Origin of the sequence: Stenotrophomonas sp. PE591 (assembly GCF_018320795.1) — a bacterium.
In the GTDB taxonomy this organism is placed as follows: Bacteria; Pseudomonadota; Gammaproteobacteria; order Xanthomonadales; family Xanthomonadaceae; genus Stenotrophomonas; species Stenotrophomonas maltophilia.
In genome coordinates, this window is record NZ_JAAOKO010000003.1 from 257,029 (window position 1) to 273,392 (window position 16,364).

The 16,364-nt window shown below is 62.3% G+C and carries 15 protein-coding genes; 3 read left to right on the forward strand and 12 right to left on the reverse strand.

The genetic code is table 11. The annotated features are described in order from the left end of the window. Positions 1–378 precede the first annotated feature (378 nt). The 12 genes from JLDANKMP_RS10920 to JLDANKMP_RS10975 all read right to left on the reverse strand — a co-directional run bounded on the left by JLDANKMP_RS10920 (position 379) and on the right by JLDANKMP_RS10975 (position 12,227). Complete coding sequence (locus tag JLDANKMP_RS10920) at positions 379–2,256, reverse strand: methyltransferase domain-containing protein (RefSeq protein ID WP_212561086.1); 1,878 nt, start codon at positions 2,254–2,256, stop codon at positions 379–381. Beyond that, complete coding sequence (locus tag JLDANKMP_RS10925) at positions 2,256–3,170, reverse strand: glycosyltransferase family 2 protein (protein WP_212561087.1); 915 nt, start codon at positions 3,168–3,170, stop codon at positions 2,256–2,258. Before JLDANKMP_RS10925 ends, JLDANKMP_RS10920 begins: the two co-directional genes overlap by 1 nt. After that, positions 3,170–4,237 (reverse strand): NAD(P)-dependent oxidoreductase, encoded by a 1,068-nt coding sequence (locus JLDANKMP_RS10930; RefSeq protein ID WP_071306572.1) that lies wholly within the window; start codon positions 4,235–4,237, stop codon positions 3,170–3,172. The genes JLDANKMP_RS10925 and JLDANKMP_RS10930 overlap by 1 nt, the downstream gene beginning before the upstream one ends. Then, entirely contained in the window at positions 4,234–5,301 is a 1,068-nt protein-coding gene (locus JLDANKMP_RS10935) for an acyltransferase (protein ID WP_212561088.1), read from the reverse strand. The genes JLDANKMP_RS10930 and JLDANKMP_RS10935 overlap by 4 nt, the downstream gene beginning before the upstream one ends. Further along, positions 5,285–6,652 carry an ABC transporter ATP-binding protein gene (locus tag JLDANKMP_RS10940; RefSeq protein WP_212561089.1) on the reverse strand — a complete coding sequence of 456 codons (1,368 nt, stop codon included), beginning with the start codon at positions 6,650–6,652 and terminating at the stop codon, positions 5,285–5,287. The genes JLDANKMP_RS10935 and JLDANKMP_RS10940 overlap by 17 nt, the downstream gene beginning before the upstream one ends. Then, entirely contained in the window at positions 6,642–7,448 is an 807-nt protein-coding gene (locus JLDANKMP_RS10945; protein WP_212561090.1) for an ABC transporter permease, read from the reverse strand. The genes JLDANKMP_RS10940 and JLDANKMP_RS10945 overlap by 11 nt, the downstream gene beginning before the upstream one ends. A gap of 4 nt (positions 7,449–7,452) precedes the next feature. Next, positions 7,453–8,625: a cystathionine gamma-synthase gene (locus JLDANKMP_RS10950; RefSeq protein ID WP_212561091.1), complete on the reverse strand. Its 1,173-nt coding sequence runs from the start codon at positions 8,623–8,625 to the stop codon at positions 7,453–7,455. Between the two features lie 123 nt (positions 8,626–8,748). After that, positions 8,749–10,119, reverse strand: coding sequence for a pyridoxal-phosphate dependent enzyme (locus JLDANKMP_RS10955; protein ID WP_212561092.1), 1,371 nt, complete (start codon positions 10,117–10,119; stop codon positions 8,749–8,751). Positions 10,120–10,419: 300 nt separating this feature from the next. Then, positions 10,420–10,656 (reverse strand): YdcH family protein, encoded by a 237-nt coding sequence (locus JLDANKMP_RS10960; RefSeq protein ID WP_005407964.1) that lies wholly within the window; start codon positions 10,654–10,656, stop codon positions 10,420–10,422. Then, positions 10,649–10,813 carry a hypothetical protein gene (locus JLDANKMP_RS10965; protein ID WP_212561093.1) on the reverse strand — a complete coding sequence of 55 codons (165 nt, stop codon included), beginning with the start codon at positions 10,811–10,813 and terminating at the stop codon, positions 10,649–10,651. The genes JLDANKMP_RS10960 and JLDANKMP_RS10965 overlap by 8 nt, the downstream gene beginning before the upstream one ends. A 167-nt stretch (positions 10,814–10,980) precedes the next feature. Beyond that, positions 10,981–11,865 carry a hypothetical protein gene (locus tag JLDANKMP_RS10970; RefSeq protein ID WP_212561094.1) on the reverse strand — a complete coding sequence of 295 codons (885 nt, stop codon included), beginning with the start codon at positions 11,863–11,865 and terminating at the stop codon, positions 10,981–10,983. Beyond that, positions 11,862–12,227: a DUF4398 domain-containing protein gene (locus JLDANKMP_RS10975; protein ID WP_005407961.1), complete on the reverse strand. Its 366-nt coding sequence runs from the start codon at positions 12,225–12,227 to the stop codon at positions 11,862–11,864. Before JLDANKMP_RS10975 ends, JLDANKMP_RS10970 begins: the two co-directional genes overlap by 4 nt. Before the next feature lie 121 nt (positions 12,228–12,348). Here JLDANKMP_RS10975 and JLDANKMP_RS10980 point away from each other — a divergent pair, with 121 nt between their 5' ends. The 3 genes from JLDANKMP_RS10980 (at position 12,349) to JLDANKMP_RS10990 (ending at position 16,331) form a co-directional block, all read left to right on the forward strand. Then, positions 12,349–13,476: a PilT/PilU family type 4a pilus ATPase gene (locus JLDANKMP_RS10980; RefSeq protein WP_004141526.1), complete on the forward strand. Its 1,128-nt coding sequence runs from the start codon at positions 12,349–12,351 to the stop codon at positions 13,474–13,476. 130 nt (positions 13,477–13,606) lie between these two features. Beyond that, positions 13,607–14,890: a putative DNA modification/repair radical SAM protein gene (locus tag JLDANKMP_RS10985; protein WP_005407960.1), complete on the forward strand. Its 1,284-nt coding sequence runs from the start codon at positions 13,607–13,609 to the stop codon at positions 14,888–14,890. After that, the gene (locus JLDANKMP_RS10990) at positions 14,871–16,331 is read left to right on the forward strand and encodes a UdgX family uracil-DNA binding protein (RefSeq protein WP_212561095.1); all 1,461 of its coding nucleotides are present in this window, start codon (positions 14,871–14,873) and stop codon (positions 16,329–16,331) included. The genes JLDANKMP_RS10985 and JLDANKMP_RS10990 overlap by 20 nt, the downstream gene beginning before the upstream one ends. The last annotated feature ends 33 nt before the right edge of the window (positions 16,332–16,364 follow it).

The window sequence follows — 16,364 nt, forward strand, 5'->3', positions numbered from 1 at the left end:
TCACTTTTGGCGACTGCTAAAAGCGGGGGGGGATTACCGCTCCTTATCTCCCCAACAAGCAATCGTGGAATGACGGCGTCACGTTGATTGAGTGCAGGGCCCGACGCGACTACAAGCGCGGCATACCCGGCTTGGCCCTTAAGCGCCTGCTTGCGCCCAATCGTCTTCATCGGGGGAGGAGATACGAAGATGACCCCATTTCCGATTCCCGTGGGACGTCTACCCACAAGACGTAGTTCATTGTGAGGCGTTCAGATGCCAATTGAATCTATTTGCGAAGCCGCACGCTACACTTCCGAGATCATCATCATCGACGTTCCGCCCCTCGCGCGAAAATGGCGCGCGATAGCCCACCGGCTATCGCGCAGTAACTCTCCGCTACTTACGTCGAAGCGATCGCAGAACTCTCGTCAGGCGCCAGGAAGATGAGTTAAGGATCTGACGGATGTGGAACTCCAAATCCTGCTCACTCATTGTCCAAATCCTAGGATTCCGGGATCGAGGCTGCCGCCGCAAGATTCGACGGATCTGCCTCAGGGGTCCGGTCATCTGCCACGAGAGTGAATTTATCAACTCATGATATCGCAGACGAAGTTGCTCGATCCTTGCATCGTCTTCAATCTGCGGATCAACCACAATTGCACTGTCGACATCAACCTCGACATGCCCCTGCAATCGCTCCAACGTCAGATACATCTTCCGGAGTTTGACAACCGAGCCCGCTGGCAGAAGAAGCGGAACAGCATTGATCTTCTTGAGTGTCTTGAAATAGTTGCTCTGCCATTCGAACTGATCATGGGCAGAAGTGGAATTATCACCACTCTTCCAGAGGCGATACAGCGCTGTAACCACCTTGGATGAGGCCACACCCGACAACGGAGCAACTCGGATGATCAAATCCCAATCCTCTGCCGTGCTCAGCTCCGGATCGAATCGATAACCTAGATTCGAGAATAGTACTCGCGGGAACGCGATGGAATGCAGAGGAGTTCTGTTTTCCGCCAGATGGGCAATCAACTCAAATTTGTCTGGATAGAGCATGCGCATCCCACTGATCGCACGAGAAGCCACCGCGTCGCCCCGCCTGATGCGCTCCCAATCCTGAGCGGCCGCCGTTACCCTCAGCAGCTGACCAGAGTTGCCCTCTTCCAGTCCCTTGAAGGTTTCGACCCAGTTACCGAACACAAGGTCATCATCATCGAACGCAACAACATAACGGCCTTCGGCTGACAAAAAGCCAACGTTCAGTGGTGCGGAGCGCCCACCTCCGTCGACTGTGACCAGCCGGGTCCGAAGACGGACGCTCTCCAGAAGCTCAGCGATCAGCTGCTCCACCGCGATCTGGCGCTGGACATCCAGATTATGGCCGACGACAACAATCTCGAAGTCTTGGCACGTTTGCGCAGTCAAGCAGAGCAATGACTCGCGCAGGGTTTCGATCCGTCGCCCCACAGTGCGAATAACGACGGATAGGAAAGGAGCATCTTCACGCTCACGCGCAGCAACGTAAGGCACGTGTACCTTGCCAGTTTCCGGCCCCGGCAGGTAAGCACGTACGAACTGATTCACATACCCATAACCGTCGGCCTGCTCACGAATTCCGGCAAGTAGCTCAGCCAGCGGTGCTTTCGGGGCAAGGACAGGCAACTGAGCGGGGAAATGCTGGTCGCTGCGAATCAGCGACACATCGTGGCGATGAACCTCGTGCCATCCACCGTCTTTCATCAACGAGGTGAATCGGTCGCTGGTGAAGTACTGCATGTGAGTATGGTCAAGCAGGCCGGCCTCGGTGTAATCGAAGCGACCCACCGTTAGCTTTGCGCCAATGTCAGTGTGCGCGACGTTGGGCACCGACACAAGAAGCGGAACTGAATGCCCGCGCCCGATGCGAGCGTAGAGCCTAAGCGCAGCAAGTGGATCAGGAAGATGTTCGAGCGTGTCAATCGTGCATAGCGCAGCGATTGCAGCACCTTCAGGAAGCACGCGCCGCACCAACTCAAACGCAGCTTCGTCATCCCCAAGATCAGCATAGTGCGCGGAAAATCCGCGCGCACGGAGAGACTCCAAACCGGGCTCATTGATATCAAAACCTACGTATTTGACACCGAAGCGCTCTTCCACGACCTCAGCGAGGCGCCCAAAACCGCAGCCGAAATCGAGGAAATAGCTTCCCGCGGCTGGCTCGAAGCGGGCGAAGAGACTGGCGATGTGGCCATAGACGTTATGGTCTGAAAAACTGTTGTCGTAGATTTCCATCACATTCCGAACCTATGGTTGGCATACGCGCCATTGGTGAAAACAGCAACCTTGTGCGCGGGATCAAGCTGTGCAGGAAGCTCGCCAGCGACCTTTCGCCGGGCGTATTCGTCAGCAGCCTTCAGCCAGACAGCATCGCCACTGTTCTTGAAGTAAGAATGGATCTCTTCCGCCAGATCCTGCCTGCTGTACTTGTAGGCGAGCAGCATGGCAGCTTCGGCCGAGTAGTATTTCTCCGCCCAACCAACATTCCATTCACCACCGTCACCAAGTCGTTTGTCATGAAACGCCGCGGCGGCAGGACAATAGAGAACACGGTAGCCTGCAAGCTTAACTCGCCACGAGAAGTCCACATCATCGCAGTACAGGAAGAACGTCTGGTGATCGAAGCCTTCGAGCGCCCTGAGCACCTCTCTCGAAATGAGGGTACAGGCAGTCGCCGCCCAGGAGGTATCGCCGGTTGCTACGTCGTACTGTTTCGGATGCTCGATTGGCAGCTGCTTTGCCTCAGCCATTCCGACCTTCTCGTCAGAAAAAACTCGGGCAAGCTCAACGATCGCATTCGGCGCCATCATAATGTCAGGGTTCATGATGATCACGAACTCGGAATTACCGATGTTGAGCAGTCGATTGTGCCCGTGCGCAGAACCTAGGTTGGCATCGAAGAAATGATACTCGACCCCGGCCAGCGCAGAGTTCTCACGCGCCTGTGCAAGCACGGTACCGCGCAACTCATCGCCGGGCGAGCAGTCCCCGTAGGCCAGCTCGACACTGTCAAAGACGCCCTGCTCCAAGGCCACGTGAGCTGCACGTTCCAGATGAGCGACCGCCTGGCTGATTCGATGAGGTTCATTACCGTAAAGGATCGAATGAACTCTAAGGCGGCCCAGGCGTGGCAGATTATCCTTTGTCATCATCCGCCCTCCCCCGAGAGACGAACATCAATCCAATCGCAGAGATGGGCGACTCCTTGCGACATAGTGACCTCTGGCGACCAACCAAGTTCAAGAGACCGGGACACGTCGCAGCCCGCGTGGCGAACGTCACCATTCCGGTACTTGCCGCAGACATGAGGCGCAGGCGCCCCATAATGGCGTGCGACCTCGTCAGCGAGGTCTTTGATCGTCGAGGGCAATCCGTATCCGATGTCGTAAACCCGGCCGACCGCTGCGGCCTCCTTCGTCGCAGCGAGCACGGCGCGCGCCACGTCGCTGATATACACAAAGTCCCGACGCATCAATCCGTCTTCGTACAGTGGAATGCTTTGCTTCGCTTTGGCGAGGCGGGAGAACAGTGAGACGATCCCGGTGTAGGGGTTGTCGAGGGACTGTCCGGCACCGTAGACGTTCTGCAATCGCAGGATAGCAACATCAGTGCCGAAGCTGAGCGCCCAAGCACTGATGATGTGTTCCTGGGCAAGTTTGGTGGCGCCATAGACACTGGTCGGATTCGCCGGCGTGACGTCAGCACGGAAAGGAATTGCCGTCGCGCCGGGGAAATCCCACTGCGCATCATCAAGCATACGCTTGGAACGCTGACCGGGCTGGAAGCGCTCCCCCGTCGCCTTCTCCCAAAGTCCCTCTCCGTACACGGCCCGGCTACTGGTCAACACGATTCGATCCGGAACATGACCCACCGCGGCGAACGCATCGAGCATGCGTGCCGTGCCAGTGACATTCACATGCGTGTGCCTGGATGCCTCACTGAGGGACTGGCCAGTTCCCGTCTCTGCAGCGAGATGCACAACAAGCGAAGGCCTCCAGTGAGCCATGAAGGCCTCCCAGGTGTCTGGCTCACAGACATCGGCCACCACAAGCTCAACGTCCCGATGCAGGTCCGCCGGGCGCAACCGCTTAGGATGAACTTGCGGATGTAGATTGTCGATGGCAACGATGGGACGCTGATCTTCAGCGCGAAGGAGATGAGATAGAGCACTACCGATGAAGCCAGCTCCACCGGTAATCAGGATGCAATCTTTCATGATGAGGGGATTTCCTTCGAGTTTACGGTTCGGCCAGAGATGCGCTTGCCCGGCTTGAACGACAAGGCACGCTTTTCGACCGAGTGCCACGACAAATACGCCAGTGCGACGACAATGGGCACTGCAAAAGCAGTGTTCTCCAATGGCCCCATGCTATTGCCCCCAACGGCAAACAAGGCCTGCTGCACCGGGAACCCATAGAGGTAGATGCCGTAGGAAGGATCACCGAATCGACCGACCCGCGAAATCATGGGCGTGGCAATCGTAGAGAATGACAGGACCACGTAGGGCAGCACCACCATCAGCACCAGCTGTTGCATCCAGTAGTGCGGCAACTGAAACAACGCAGCAATGGCGACCAGAAAGAGTGCAGTCCCTGGGTTAAGCATGCGCTCCATCGGCGTGACTGCGATAATCGCACCGAGGAAGAAGTAGGGGCCGACATCCGCCACTGAGCGGGAACCCGTTCCCCACCAAACAATCTGGCTCTCTGCCGGAACAATCATCAGATAGTAGAGGCTCAGCGCGATCCCTATGAGCGAGATCGCGACAAACACGATACGGCTTCTGGCAATCGCCGCAATGGTCGCAAGCACCGGGAGAAGCAGATACATCGATACTTCTACCGGCAGACTCCACAAGGATCCATTGACCGCCCCGGGATACGTATTGCCCGCGAATACCCCCGGCAACGCATACACCGGATAGAGGACAATATTGTAGACGAAGTAGCGGATGGTGCCCTCGTTGACAAGATACTCATGAATCGGAAGCGTCGTGAACAACGGCCCCAGCGCAAGGACGGTCAACGCGAGCAGCACGAACAGTGCCGGGAACAGACGAAGCCCGCGTCGGATCAGGAAGCGCCCGAAATGCGGATCGGACCACCAGCTCTTTGCGACCAGGAAACCACTCACAACAAAGAAGATCTTGACTGCTACGCTTTGCACGGCATTGCCAAGCAGCGTCGGATCGGGCTGCGCAGAAAGCGGATGCGCGTGCCCGAAGATCACCACCAATGCCGCAATAATGCGCATTGCATCAAAGTTATTTTCCCGCGTCATTGCACGCCCCTGTTGTTGCCATCCTCGAATGACCAATCTCGAGCATTGGAATTCCGATCAGTCCCGTCGCGACACTACTGGCACGACTACTGAGAATCAAAGCATCATGCACCCACTGGTGCATGACGTGATCTTCCTGCACACCATCGCTAATGGCAGCACTGACCGCATAGTCCCCAGCGGGCAGCACCGGCATCCGGAACCGGAAGTAAAACTCGACCGCATCGCCTGCCTTGATACTGACTGGATCATCACGATGGGTCAGATAGCTGTTGTCTCCAAATAGAGGCTGCCCCTGTCGATCCTTTACAACAAAACCAACGATCAATGACCGAATCGGCGCGGTGGCACGCACGCGCAACCGGAGCTCGACCCACTCCCCGCCGACTACCCAGGTAAGCCGGCGTCCCTGGCGATCATAGAACCCGCCCTTGATGAACTCGGCGCCCCGCACCCCGAAGTCGTGCGAGGCATTGAATGCTCCGAGCCGGATGTCATTGCGAAACTGGGTGTGATTCAACCAGGAAAGGCGACCATCCACCTCTTCCTCTTTTTCCTCAGAATCGTCTAGGACAAACTGATCCAGGCCAGGGAGGTCTGCTACAGGCTCTACCTCGTATAGATCTGCCAGATAGGCGGCCGCCACCTGCTTCGGCGGCGCATCCATGAACACGCAGCCATCCTTCAACCAGATGACCCGGTCACACAGCGCGGTCACTGCACCCATGTCATGACTGACGAACACCAACGTACCGCCCTTGTCGCGGAATGCGTGGAGGAAGCGCATGCACTTCTGCACGAAGAAGGCATCTCCTACCGCCAGAGCCTCATCCACGATAAGCACGTCCGCGTCGACGTGCGCGACCACCGAGAACCCCAAGCGGGTGAACATGCCGCTTGAGTAGGTTTTCACCGGACGATCAATGTAATCACCAATGTCGGCGAACTCAATGATCGAATCTCGCCGCTCACGAATCTGCTCCTCGGAGAGGCCATAGATCTGTGCACAGAGGTCGATGTTCTCGCGACCCGTCAACTCCGGATTGAAGCCTGCGCCCAGCTCGAGTAGCGCCGCCACCCGGCCATACACTCGCGCAAAACCGGCACTCGGCGTCAGCGTTCCGCACAGTATGCTGAGCAGAGTAGACTTGCCTGCACCGTTGCGACCTACCAGGCCAAGCGTCTGCCCTCGCAGCACCTTGAAATCAATGTCTTTGAGGACACGATGCTCCCGGTAGAAGGTACGCCGACTCCCCAGCAGCATCTGCCAAAGACGATGCGAAGGTTTGTCGTACAGCAGGAAGCTCTTGTCGACATGATCGACATCGACAATCAATTGGTCAGAGCACATCGGCAAACCCCTTGCGTGTGCGCACAAATGCCCCGTAGCCGAGACTCATCACCACCAAAGCCACGATCGAATAAATGCCCAGCACCCGGAAATCAGGGAGCTCGCCGTGAATGGCAACCGCACGCACCTGCTCGATGATCACGGTCGTGGGATTGAGGACCAGGAACGGTCGATACTGCTCAGGAACCATCTCCATGGGGAAGAAAATGGGACTGGCAAACATCATCAGGGTAAGAATCAACGGCACGACCTGCTGGATATCACGCAGGAACACTGCGAATGCGGAGAGCATCCAGGACAGCCCGAGCAGCAGGGGCAGCGCCGGCAACATCACCAGGAAGATCAACGGCCAGGTCGGAGGGATGCTACCTACAATGAGGAACTGGCCGATCAGCAGAATGGACAGGTTCACGCATAGATGAAACGCACCGGTTGCCAGTGTCATCCACGGCAGTACCGTGAGCGGGAAGACCACTTTTTTCACATAAGTAGCATGCTCAAAGATCAACCCCGAGGCCCGCCCCAGAACTTCAGCAAAAAACAGATGAGTGATCAATCCAGAGAACAGGACAACGGGAAAGGCGACCTGCGGCGTTGCGCCAAAACGCGCCTGCAGCACGACACCGAGGAAAAACCAGTAGGCACACAGCAGCAGCAGGGGGGTAGCGAATGACCACAGCGTGCCGAAAATCGATCCCTGGTATCGGCCCCGGACATCTCGCTTGACCATCCGTCCCAACAGCGCACGATGATTCCAGAGATCGCGCAGCGGACCACGTCCGTCGACAGTGCTCATCGGATCAACCCAGCGCCCGCTCAAGATCCACCTGCAGATCCCCCAGATCCTCAACACCCACGCTCAGCCTTACCAGCGCATCACTGATCCCCAGCTGTTCCCGCCGCGCGACCGGAATCGAGGCATGCGTCATCACCGCCGGATGGTTCACCAGGCTCTCCACACCGCCCAGCGATTCGGCCAGGGTGAACAGCTCGGTCTTCTCGCAGAAGCGCTTGGCCGCCTCGAAACCGCCCTTGAGCACGATCGAGACGATGCCGCCGTAGCCGGCCATCTGCCTGCCCGCCAGCTCATGCTGCGGGTGCGACGGCAGGCCCGGGTAGATCACCTTCTCCACCGCCGGGTGCTTGTCCAGCCACTGGGCCAGGGCCAGAGCGTTGGCGCAGTGCGCCTTCATGCGCAGCGGCAGGGTCTTCAGGCCACGCAGGGCCAGGAAGCTGTCGAACGGACCCTGCACGCCACCCACCGAGTTCTGCAGGAAGGCCATCTGCTCGGCCAGTTCGGCGTTGTCGCCAACCACGACCATACCACCCACCATGTCCGAGTGGCCGTTGAGGTACTTGGTGGCCGAATGCAGGACCAGGTCCGCGCCCAGTTCCAGCGGGCGCTGCAGCATCGGCGAGGCGAAGGTGTTGTCGACCACCACGATCAGGCCATGGCGCTTGGCGATGGCGGCCACCGCGGCGATGTCGACGATCTTCAGCATCGGGTTGGTCGGGGTCTCGATCCAGACCATCTTCGTCTTCGACGTGATGGCTGCCTCGAACGCAGCCAGGTCGGTCAGGTCGACGAAGCTGAAATCCAGCCCGGCGGTGCGGCGACGCACGCGCTCGAACAGGCGGAAGCTGCCGCCATAGATATCGTCCATCGCCACCACGTGGCTGCCGGCGTCCAATAGTTCGATCACGGTCGAGCTGGCCGCCATGCCCGAGGCGAAGGCGAAGCCGCGGGTACCGCCTTCCAGCGACGCTACGCAGCGCTCATAGGCGAAGCGGGTCGGGTTGTGGGTACGCGAGTACTCGAAGCCCTGGTGCTCGCCCGGGCTGGACTGCGCATAGGTCGAGGTGGCGTAGATCGGCGGCATCACCGCGCCGGTGCTGGGGTCGGGCGATTGGCCGCCGTGGATGGCCAGCGTGGCCAGGGCCAGGGCGCGATCCTGGGAAGTAGCGTTGGACATGTTCTTTCCTGAGGGGCGCCGACACGCGGCGCCATCGAAGGTGCGGAAGTCTACCAGCGCGGCCTTAACGACCTTTGACGCGGATAAACCGGGATTCAGCAGCGAACGTCTGCGATCAACGGCTTACTGCACGCGACGGCGCAGATAGTTCAGCAGGTCGATACGGGTGATAAGGCCCAGGAAGGCGTTGCCGTCCATCACGATCGCCACCTGGCCGCGGTCGAACACCGGCAGCAGCGCCTCGATCGGCGACTTCACGTCCAGCCGGTCCAGCTTGCTGACCATGGCGGTGGCGACGGTGTCGCGGAAACGCGCTTCGTCACCATAGACGTGCAGCAGCACGTCGCTTTCGTCGACGATGCCGACCAGCTGGTCACCGTCCATCACCGGCAGCTGCGACACGTCGTACAGCTTCATGCGCTGGTAGGCGGTGGTCAGCAGGTCGTTCGGGCCGATCACCACGGTGTCGCGCTGGCCGTACGGGCGCAGGATCAGGTCGCGCAGGTCACCGTGCTGCGGGCGCTCCAGGAAGCCGTTGTCCAGCATCCAGTAGTCGTTGTACATCTTCGACAGGTACTTGTTGCCGGTATCGCAGACCAGCACCAGCACCTTCTTCGGCGTGGTCTGCTCCTTGCAGTACTTCAGTGCCGCGGCCAGCAGGGTGCCGGTGGACGAACCGCCGAGGATGCCTTCCTTGCCCAGCAGCTCGCGCGCGGTGTGGAAGCTCTCGGCATCGCTGATGGCGTAAGCCTTCTTGACGCGGCTGAAGTCGGAGATCGACGGCAGGAAGTCCTCGCCGATGCCCTCCACCAGCCAGCTGCCCGACTTGTCGTTGAGCACGCCGTCATTGATGTATTCGGCCAGGATCGAGCCGACCGGATCGGCCAGCACCAGCTCGGTCTTCGGCGACAGCGTGGCGAAGGCACGCGACAGGCCGGTCATGGTGCCGGAGCTGCCGCAGCCGAACACGATGGCGTCGAGGTCGCCGCCCATCTGCTCCAGGATCTCCGGGCCGGTACCGAATTCATGCGCGGCCGGGTTGTCCGGGTTGCCGAACTGGTTGATGAAGTAGGCGCCCGGGGTCTGCTCGGCGATGGTCTTGGCCAGGTCCTGGTAGTACTCCGGATGGCCCTTGGCCACGTCCGAGCGGGTCAGGCGGACTTCGGCGCCCATCGCCTTCAGGTTGAAGATCTTCTCGCGGCTCATCTTGTCGGGAACGACCAGGATCAGCTTGTAACCCTTCTGCTGCGCGACCAGGGCCAGGCCCAGCCCGGTGTTGCCGGCGGTACCCTCGACCAGGGTCGCACCCGGCTTCAGGTCGCCGCGCTGCTCCGCCGCCTCGATCATCGACAGGCCGATGCGATCCTTGATCGATCCACCCGGGTTGGCGCTTTCGAGCTTCAGGTAGAGCTCGCAGACGCCGGTGTCCAGGCGCTGGGCCTTGACGATCGGGGTCTGGCCGATGAGTTCGAGGACGGAAGAATGAATGGGCATTCGGAGGACTTTCGGTTCGCGCCGCAGGGGGCCGGACCGATGATTATCCGTCGGATGGCGATGAATGTCAGGTCGGCGCGGAGACGGGCCGCAAGCCCGCAGAAAGAGATGCGGACGGCCCCGGATCGACGAGGAGACCGGTACCGCCCGCATCGGTGAGTTGTGCCTGCAGGCCAAGGCACCACCGCCTGTGGTGCCTTGGCGCGGCCGCCTCATCGGCGGTGCCGCGATGCCGGGGCAGGAGAGCCCGGCGGGGCCATCGATGGCCGGGTCACGCCGTTCCGGGCGTGACGGGGTGCGTCAAAGCGTGGGGGACGTCGTTGGGAGCGGTGTTTCGTACATTCGCAGAAGTCGTTGCTTGGCCAGCAGCTTCTCGCGCTTCATGCGACCCAGGGTGACATCATCGATCGGGAGTACACCCAACTCCGCGTCCATGCACTTCTTGTTCAACTTGCGGTGCTGGTCATGGAGTGCCCTGAACTCCGGATCACGCGCGCGACGTGCGTCGATCTCGCTCTGGGGCTGATCTTCAAACATGATGGACCTCCTTCGACAGATACACGAACGCCCCGGCCGCAAGGCACGGGGCGTTGTTCATGGAGGAGCGCCGGTCGATGACCACCTGGACGCCTGCAACGACCTGCAGCACTGGCCTGCGCACGTCGATCTGCTGCGGTTCGCGCCCTGCTTGCATCGGCCCGGCCCTCCCATCGTCCGGTCCGCGGCATTGCGTCCCGGACGATTGACCCTACGCCTGCTCAAGGCGGGGTACAAGACCCCTGCATCAAAAAGACCGAACCCCGCCGGGGCGGGGTTCAGGCTGAATGCTCATCACAACGAAAAACAAACAATATCAAGCAATTACGGGGCGATGATGACCTCAGCCGAACGTGCCTGGGTGGAGGCCGCCTTCTTGCCGGCAAGCTGGATCCGGTTGCTCGCGACACCCGCCGCAACCAGGGCATCGCGCAGGGCCTCGGCACGCTTCTGGCCTACGCCGTTGGCACTGTCGTAAGCCTCGATGCGCAGGCGGCCCTTCTTGCCGATGTTCAGGTATTCGGCCAACGCCTTGGCCTGGTTGCGGGCGCCGCCGGACAGGCTGGAGGCGCCGGCGGCAAACGCATCGCCACGGAAGGTGAAGACCTCGCCGCGGCCATCGAACTTCGAGCCCGGCAGCTTCTGACCGGACACCAGCTCGGCTTCCTCGCGGGCCAGCTTGGCAGCGTTCTGCTGGGCGGCGCTGAGGCGCTGCTGCTGCTTGCCGGCGACGCTGGTCAGGGCGTTCTCGGCGTCCTGGCGGGCCAGGGTCTCGGCCTCGGCGGCCTGGCGCAGGCGTTCAGCCTCCTCGGCCTGCATCTGTGCCTGCATGCGCAGCTGTTCGGCTTCCTGGCGGGCACGCGCGGCATCGCGGCGGCTGGCCTCGATCAGCAGGTCGCTGCGGGTCCGCTCCAGGCGGTCGACCTCGCGGGCGGCCAGCGCGGTACGCACGGCCGTCTCGGCGATCTCCACCCGGCGCTCGGCCAGGTAGGTGGCCAGCTCCTGGTCGCGGCGCTTGGCCTTGTCCAGGGTGGCGATGGCCTGCTGGGCCTGCATGCGCTCGAAGGCGCCCAGCTCAGCGGTATCCGGGTTGGCCTGGATGGCCATCAGGCGCTGGCTCAGCTGCGCCACCATCGGGTTGTCGGCGGCCACGGCCAGGATCGGCAGCGCCAGCAGCGCGGCCAGGGTTGCGGCAGTCATCGGCTTCACCGGCGATCCTCCCCGGTCGACAGCTGGCGTTGCAGCTGGTTGACCTCGTTGCGGCGCAGCTGCAGCTGGGCGGTCACGGTGGCTTCCTCGCTGCGCACGCGGGCCAGGTCGGCATCGGCGGCGGCACGCAGGGCCATGGCCGGGGCATTCTTGCGCTCGCGGCGGTCGCCGGCGGCGCGCTGGGCCTGCTCCAGCCCCTGCCGGGCCAGCCCGATCAGGTCCGGGGCGTACTGGTCGGCATCGGCCTGGGTGGCCTTGTCGACCGCCTGCCGGGCCTGGGCCAGTTCCATCGCGCCATCCTGCGCCCAGGCGGGGGCAGACAGTGCGAATGCAAACGCCATCACATACAGGCTGTGGCGCATTCGTGCGAAGCTAAGTCGTTTCATTGGGGAGGCCGTACCGGTTGTCGGTTCACGGCCATTGTCGTCAAGCCGACACCGTGCTGGCAACGGGCGTCGGCCGTTTCGTTGGGGAAAATTCGCAATGGATATCGGCTACTTCCTGAAGCTGATGACCGAAAAGAACGCTTCGGACATGTTTCTGACCACCGGGGCACCGGTCTACATCAAGATCGAGGGGAAGCTCTATCCGCTGGGCAACACCGGCCTGCCGCCGGGCATGGTCAAGAAGATCGCCTACTCGCTGATGGACGAAGGCCAGGTGCCGCAGTTCGAGCGCGAGCTGGAACTCAACATGGCCATCGCCCTGCCCGATGCCGGTCGCTTCCGCGTCAATGTGTTCAAGCAGCGCGGCGAAGTGGGCATGGTCATCCGTGCCATCCGCAGCCGGATTCCGAGCATCGAGGAGCTGAACCTGCCGCAGGTGCTGAAGGACGTCATCATGACCCCGCGCGGGCTGGTACTGGTGGTGGGGTCCACCGGTTCCGGCAAGTCCACCTCGCTGGCGTCGATGATCGACCACCGCAACAGCACCACCACCGGTCACATCCTCACCATCGAAGACCCGATCGAATACCTGCACAAGCACAAGATGTCGATCGTCAACCAGCGCGAGGTCGGGCTGGATACCCATGCCTTCCACAACGCGCTGAAGAACGCCATGCGTGAGGCGCCGGACGTGATCCTGATCGGCGAGATCCTGGACGCAGAGACGATGGAAGCGGCGATCGCCTTCGCCGAAACCGGCCACCTGTGCCTGGCCACCCTGCACTCCAACAACGCCGACCAGACCATCGAGCGCATCCTCAACTTCTTCCCGGAAAGCGCGCACAAGAACGTGCTGATGAACCTGGCGCTGAACCTGCGTGCGGTGATCAGCCAGCGCCTGGTGAAGAACAAGGAAGGCCGTCGCCTGCCGGCCACCGAAGTGCTGCTCAACACGCCGATGATCCGCGACCTGCTGCGTCGCGGCCAGGTGCACGAAATCAAGGCGGCGATGGAAGCATCGCTGGAAGAGGGCATGGAGAGTTTCGACCAGTGCCTGTTCCGGCTGGCCAAGGCCGGCACCATCGAGCAGGAGGAAGCGCTGCGCGCGGCCGACTCGCGCGATGGCCTGGCACTGAAGTTCCGCCTGTCCGAAGGCAGCAGCGGCGAGCATGACCCGTACGCGGATTTCTCGGCCGGCGCACCCAGCATCACCCACGGCTTCTGACCGCACGAAAAAGGGGACGGAGGGGATCAAGTCGTATATGCACTCACGACTTGATCCCCTCCGTCCCCTTTTCCTGAAGAATTCAGGGGACGTCTCATCCAATGAGACCCCTCATCCGTAGGTTTCCTCAATGGAAACCATCCGCAAGCTGGCCATTCTGGCCGATGCCGCCAAATACGACGCCTCCTGCGCCTCCAGCGGCTCGGGCAAGCGCGATTCGCGCGCCAGCGGCGGTATCGGCAGCACCGAGGGCATGGGCATCTGCCACAGCTATACGCCCGATGGCCGCTGCGTATCGCTGCTGAAGATCCTGCTGACCAACTTCTGCGTCTACGACTGCGCCTATTGCGTCAATCGCGTGTCCAGCAATGTGCCACGCGCGCGCTTCAGCGTGGACGAGGTGGTCACGCTCACCCTGGACTTCTACAAGCGCAACTACATCGAGGGCCTGTTCCTCTCCAGCGGCATCATCCGCAATGCGGACTACACCATGGAGCAGATGGTGGAGGTAGCCCGGCAACTGCGCGAAGAACACCGCTACGCCGGCTACATCCACCTCAAGACCATTCCCGAGGCCTCGCCGGAACTGCTGGCCAGCGCCGGGCGTTACGCCGACCGCCTGTCGATCAACGTCGAACTGCCGACCGAAGCCGGGCTGAGCGCCTTGGCGCCGGAGAAGACGGTGCACTCGATACGCGGCGCGATGGGCGAACTGCGTTGGCGCATCGAGGAAGCCAAGGAGGCGCGCAAGGCCCCCGCAGCGGTGGCGCCGACGGCCAGCCGCAGCGCACGCCCGCGCCCTCCCCGTTTCGCCCCGGCCGGGCAGAGCACGCAGATGATCGTCGGCGCGGACGGGGCCAACGACCAGCAGATCCTGGCCAGCGCCGACAGCCTCTACGGCAGTTACCGGATGCGCCGGGTCTACTACTCCGCGTTCAGTCCGATTCCCGATGCCAGCCGGCAGCTGCCGCTGCAGCCCCCACCCCTGCAACGCGAGCACCGGCTGTACCAGGCCGACTGGCTGTTGCGCTTCTATGGCTACGGCGTGGACGAGATCACCGACACCACCCAAGGCGGAATGCTCGATCTGGATATCGATCCGAAGATGGCCTGGGCGATCCGCCATCCCGAACGCTTCCCGGTCGATCTGAACCGTGCACCGAAGGAAATGCTGCTGCGGGTGCCCGGCCTCGGCGTGCGCAATGCAGAGCGCGTGCTGATGGCGCGCCGGCACGGGCGCCTGCGCGTGGCGGACATCGCCCGCCTGAAGGCGCCGATGAGCAAACTGCTACCGTTCGTGCTGTTGGCCGACCATCACCCGCGCAAGGCATTGGATGACCCGGCCGCGCTGCGAGCACAACTGGCCCCGCCGCCGCGCCAGGGATCACTGTTCGATGCACCGCCGGCAGCCTGACGCGCCGCGCTGGTCGCAGCGGGTGGATCCGCCGTGGTCGCTGCAGGCCTGGCGCGACGGCGCGCGTGATGCGCTGCTGCGGGGCGTGCGGCCCGAGCAATTGGACTGGCTCGAAGGCGGCGAGGCATCGCTGCTGGATGCGCCGCCGGTGCAGCAGGCACCGGTGGCGGCACAGGCAAGCGTTCCCGGCGTCCCGCGCGAATTCCTGGAACTGGCCGACAGCTGCCTGTGCCATGGCGAACCGCAGCGCCTGTCACTGCTGTACCGGCTGCTGTGGCGGATCACCCATGGCGAACGCGCGGTGCTGACCAATCCCGCCGATGCCGATGTGCTGCGTGCGATGACATTGGCCCAGGCCGTCCGCCGTGACACGCACAAGATGAAGGCATTCGTGCGCTTCCGCGAGCTGCCCGGCCAACCTGATGCGTTCATCGCCTGGTTCGAGCCACAGCACCACATCGTCGACCGGGTCGCGCCGTTCTTCGCACGCCGCTTCACCGGCATGCGCTGGGCCATCCTCACTCCTTCGCGCAGCGTCGCCTGGGATGGACAGGCGCTGGCCTTCGGCCCCGGCGCACGCCGCGAGGACGCCCCGGCCGAGGATGCGCGCGAGGCCCTGTGGCAGACCTATTACGCCAGCATCTTCAATCCGGCCCGGCTCAACACCCGGATGATGATGCAGGAGATGCCGGCCAGATACTGGCGCCACCTGCCCGAGGCGCAGCTGCTGCCGCGCCTGGTGCGCGATGCGGGCGATCGCGTGCAGGAAATGCATGACCGGCCCGCGCAGGCACCCCAGCGCAGGATTCCCATGCGTGGGGACGCTGCGGCAGCGCGCCCAGATACCGCCACCCTGCAGACGCTGCGACAGCAGGCCAGCGCCTGCCGCCAGTGCCCGCTGTGGGAGACCGCCACGCAGACGGTGTTCGGCCAGGGGCCGGCCGATGCGCGGGTGATGGTGATCGGCGAGCAGCCTGGCGATACCGAGGATCTGCGCGGCCAGCCGTTCGCCGGCCCTGCCGGCCAGTTGCTGGACCGCGCATTGGCCGAGCTGGGAATCGATCGCGCCACGCTGTACCTGACCAACGCGGTGAAGCACTTCCACCATGAGCGGCGTGGCAAGGTGCGGCTGCACAAGCGGCCGGAAAGCCGCCACATCCAGGCCTGCCGGCCGTGGCTGATGGGCGAGATTGCGCGCGTGCGGCCGCAGCTCATCGTCTGCCTGGGCGCAACCGCGGCAGCCTCGGTATTTGGCCGTGATTTCAATCTGTCGCGCGACCGTGGACGCTGGCACACGCTGGAGGAAGGCACCCGCGGCTACGCCACCGTGCACCCGGCGTGGGTGCTGCGACAAGGCGATGGCGCGCGCCGCGAACGGGCCTATGCACTGTTCCGCGATGATCTCGCGCAACTGCTGCAAAAAGGGGACGGAGGGGATTAAGTCGTGAATGCACTTGCGACTTGATCCCCTCCG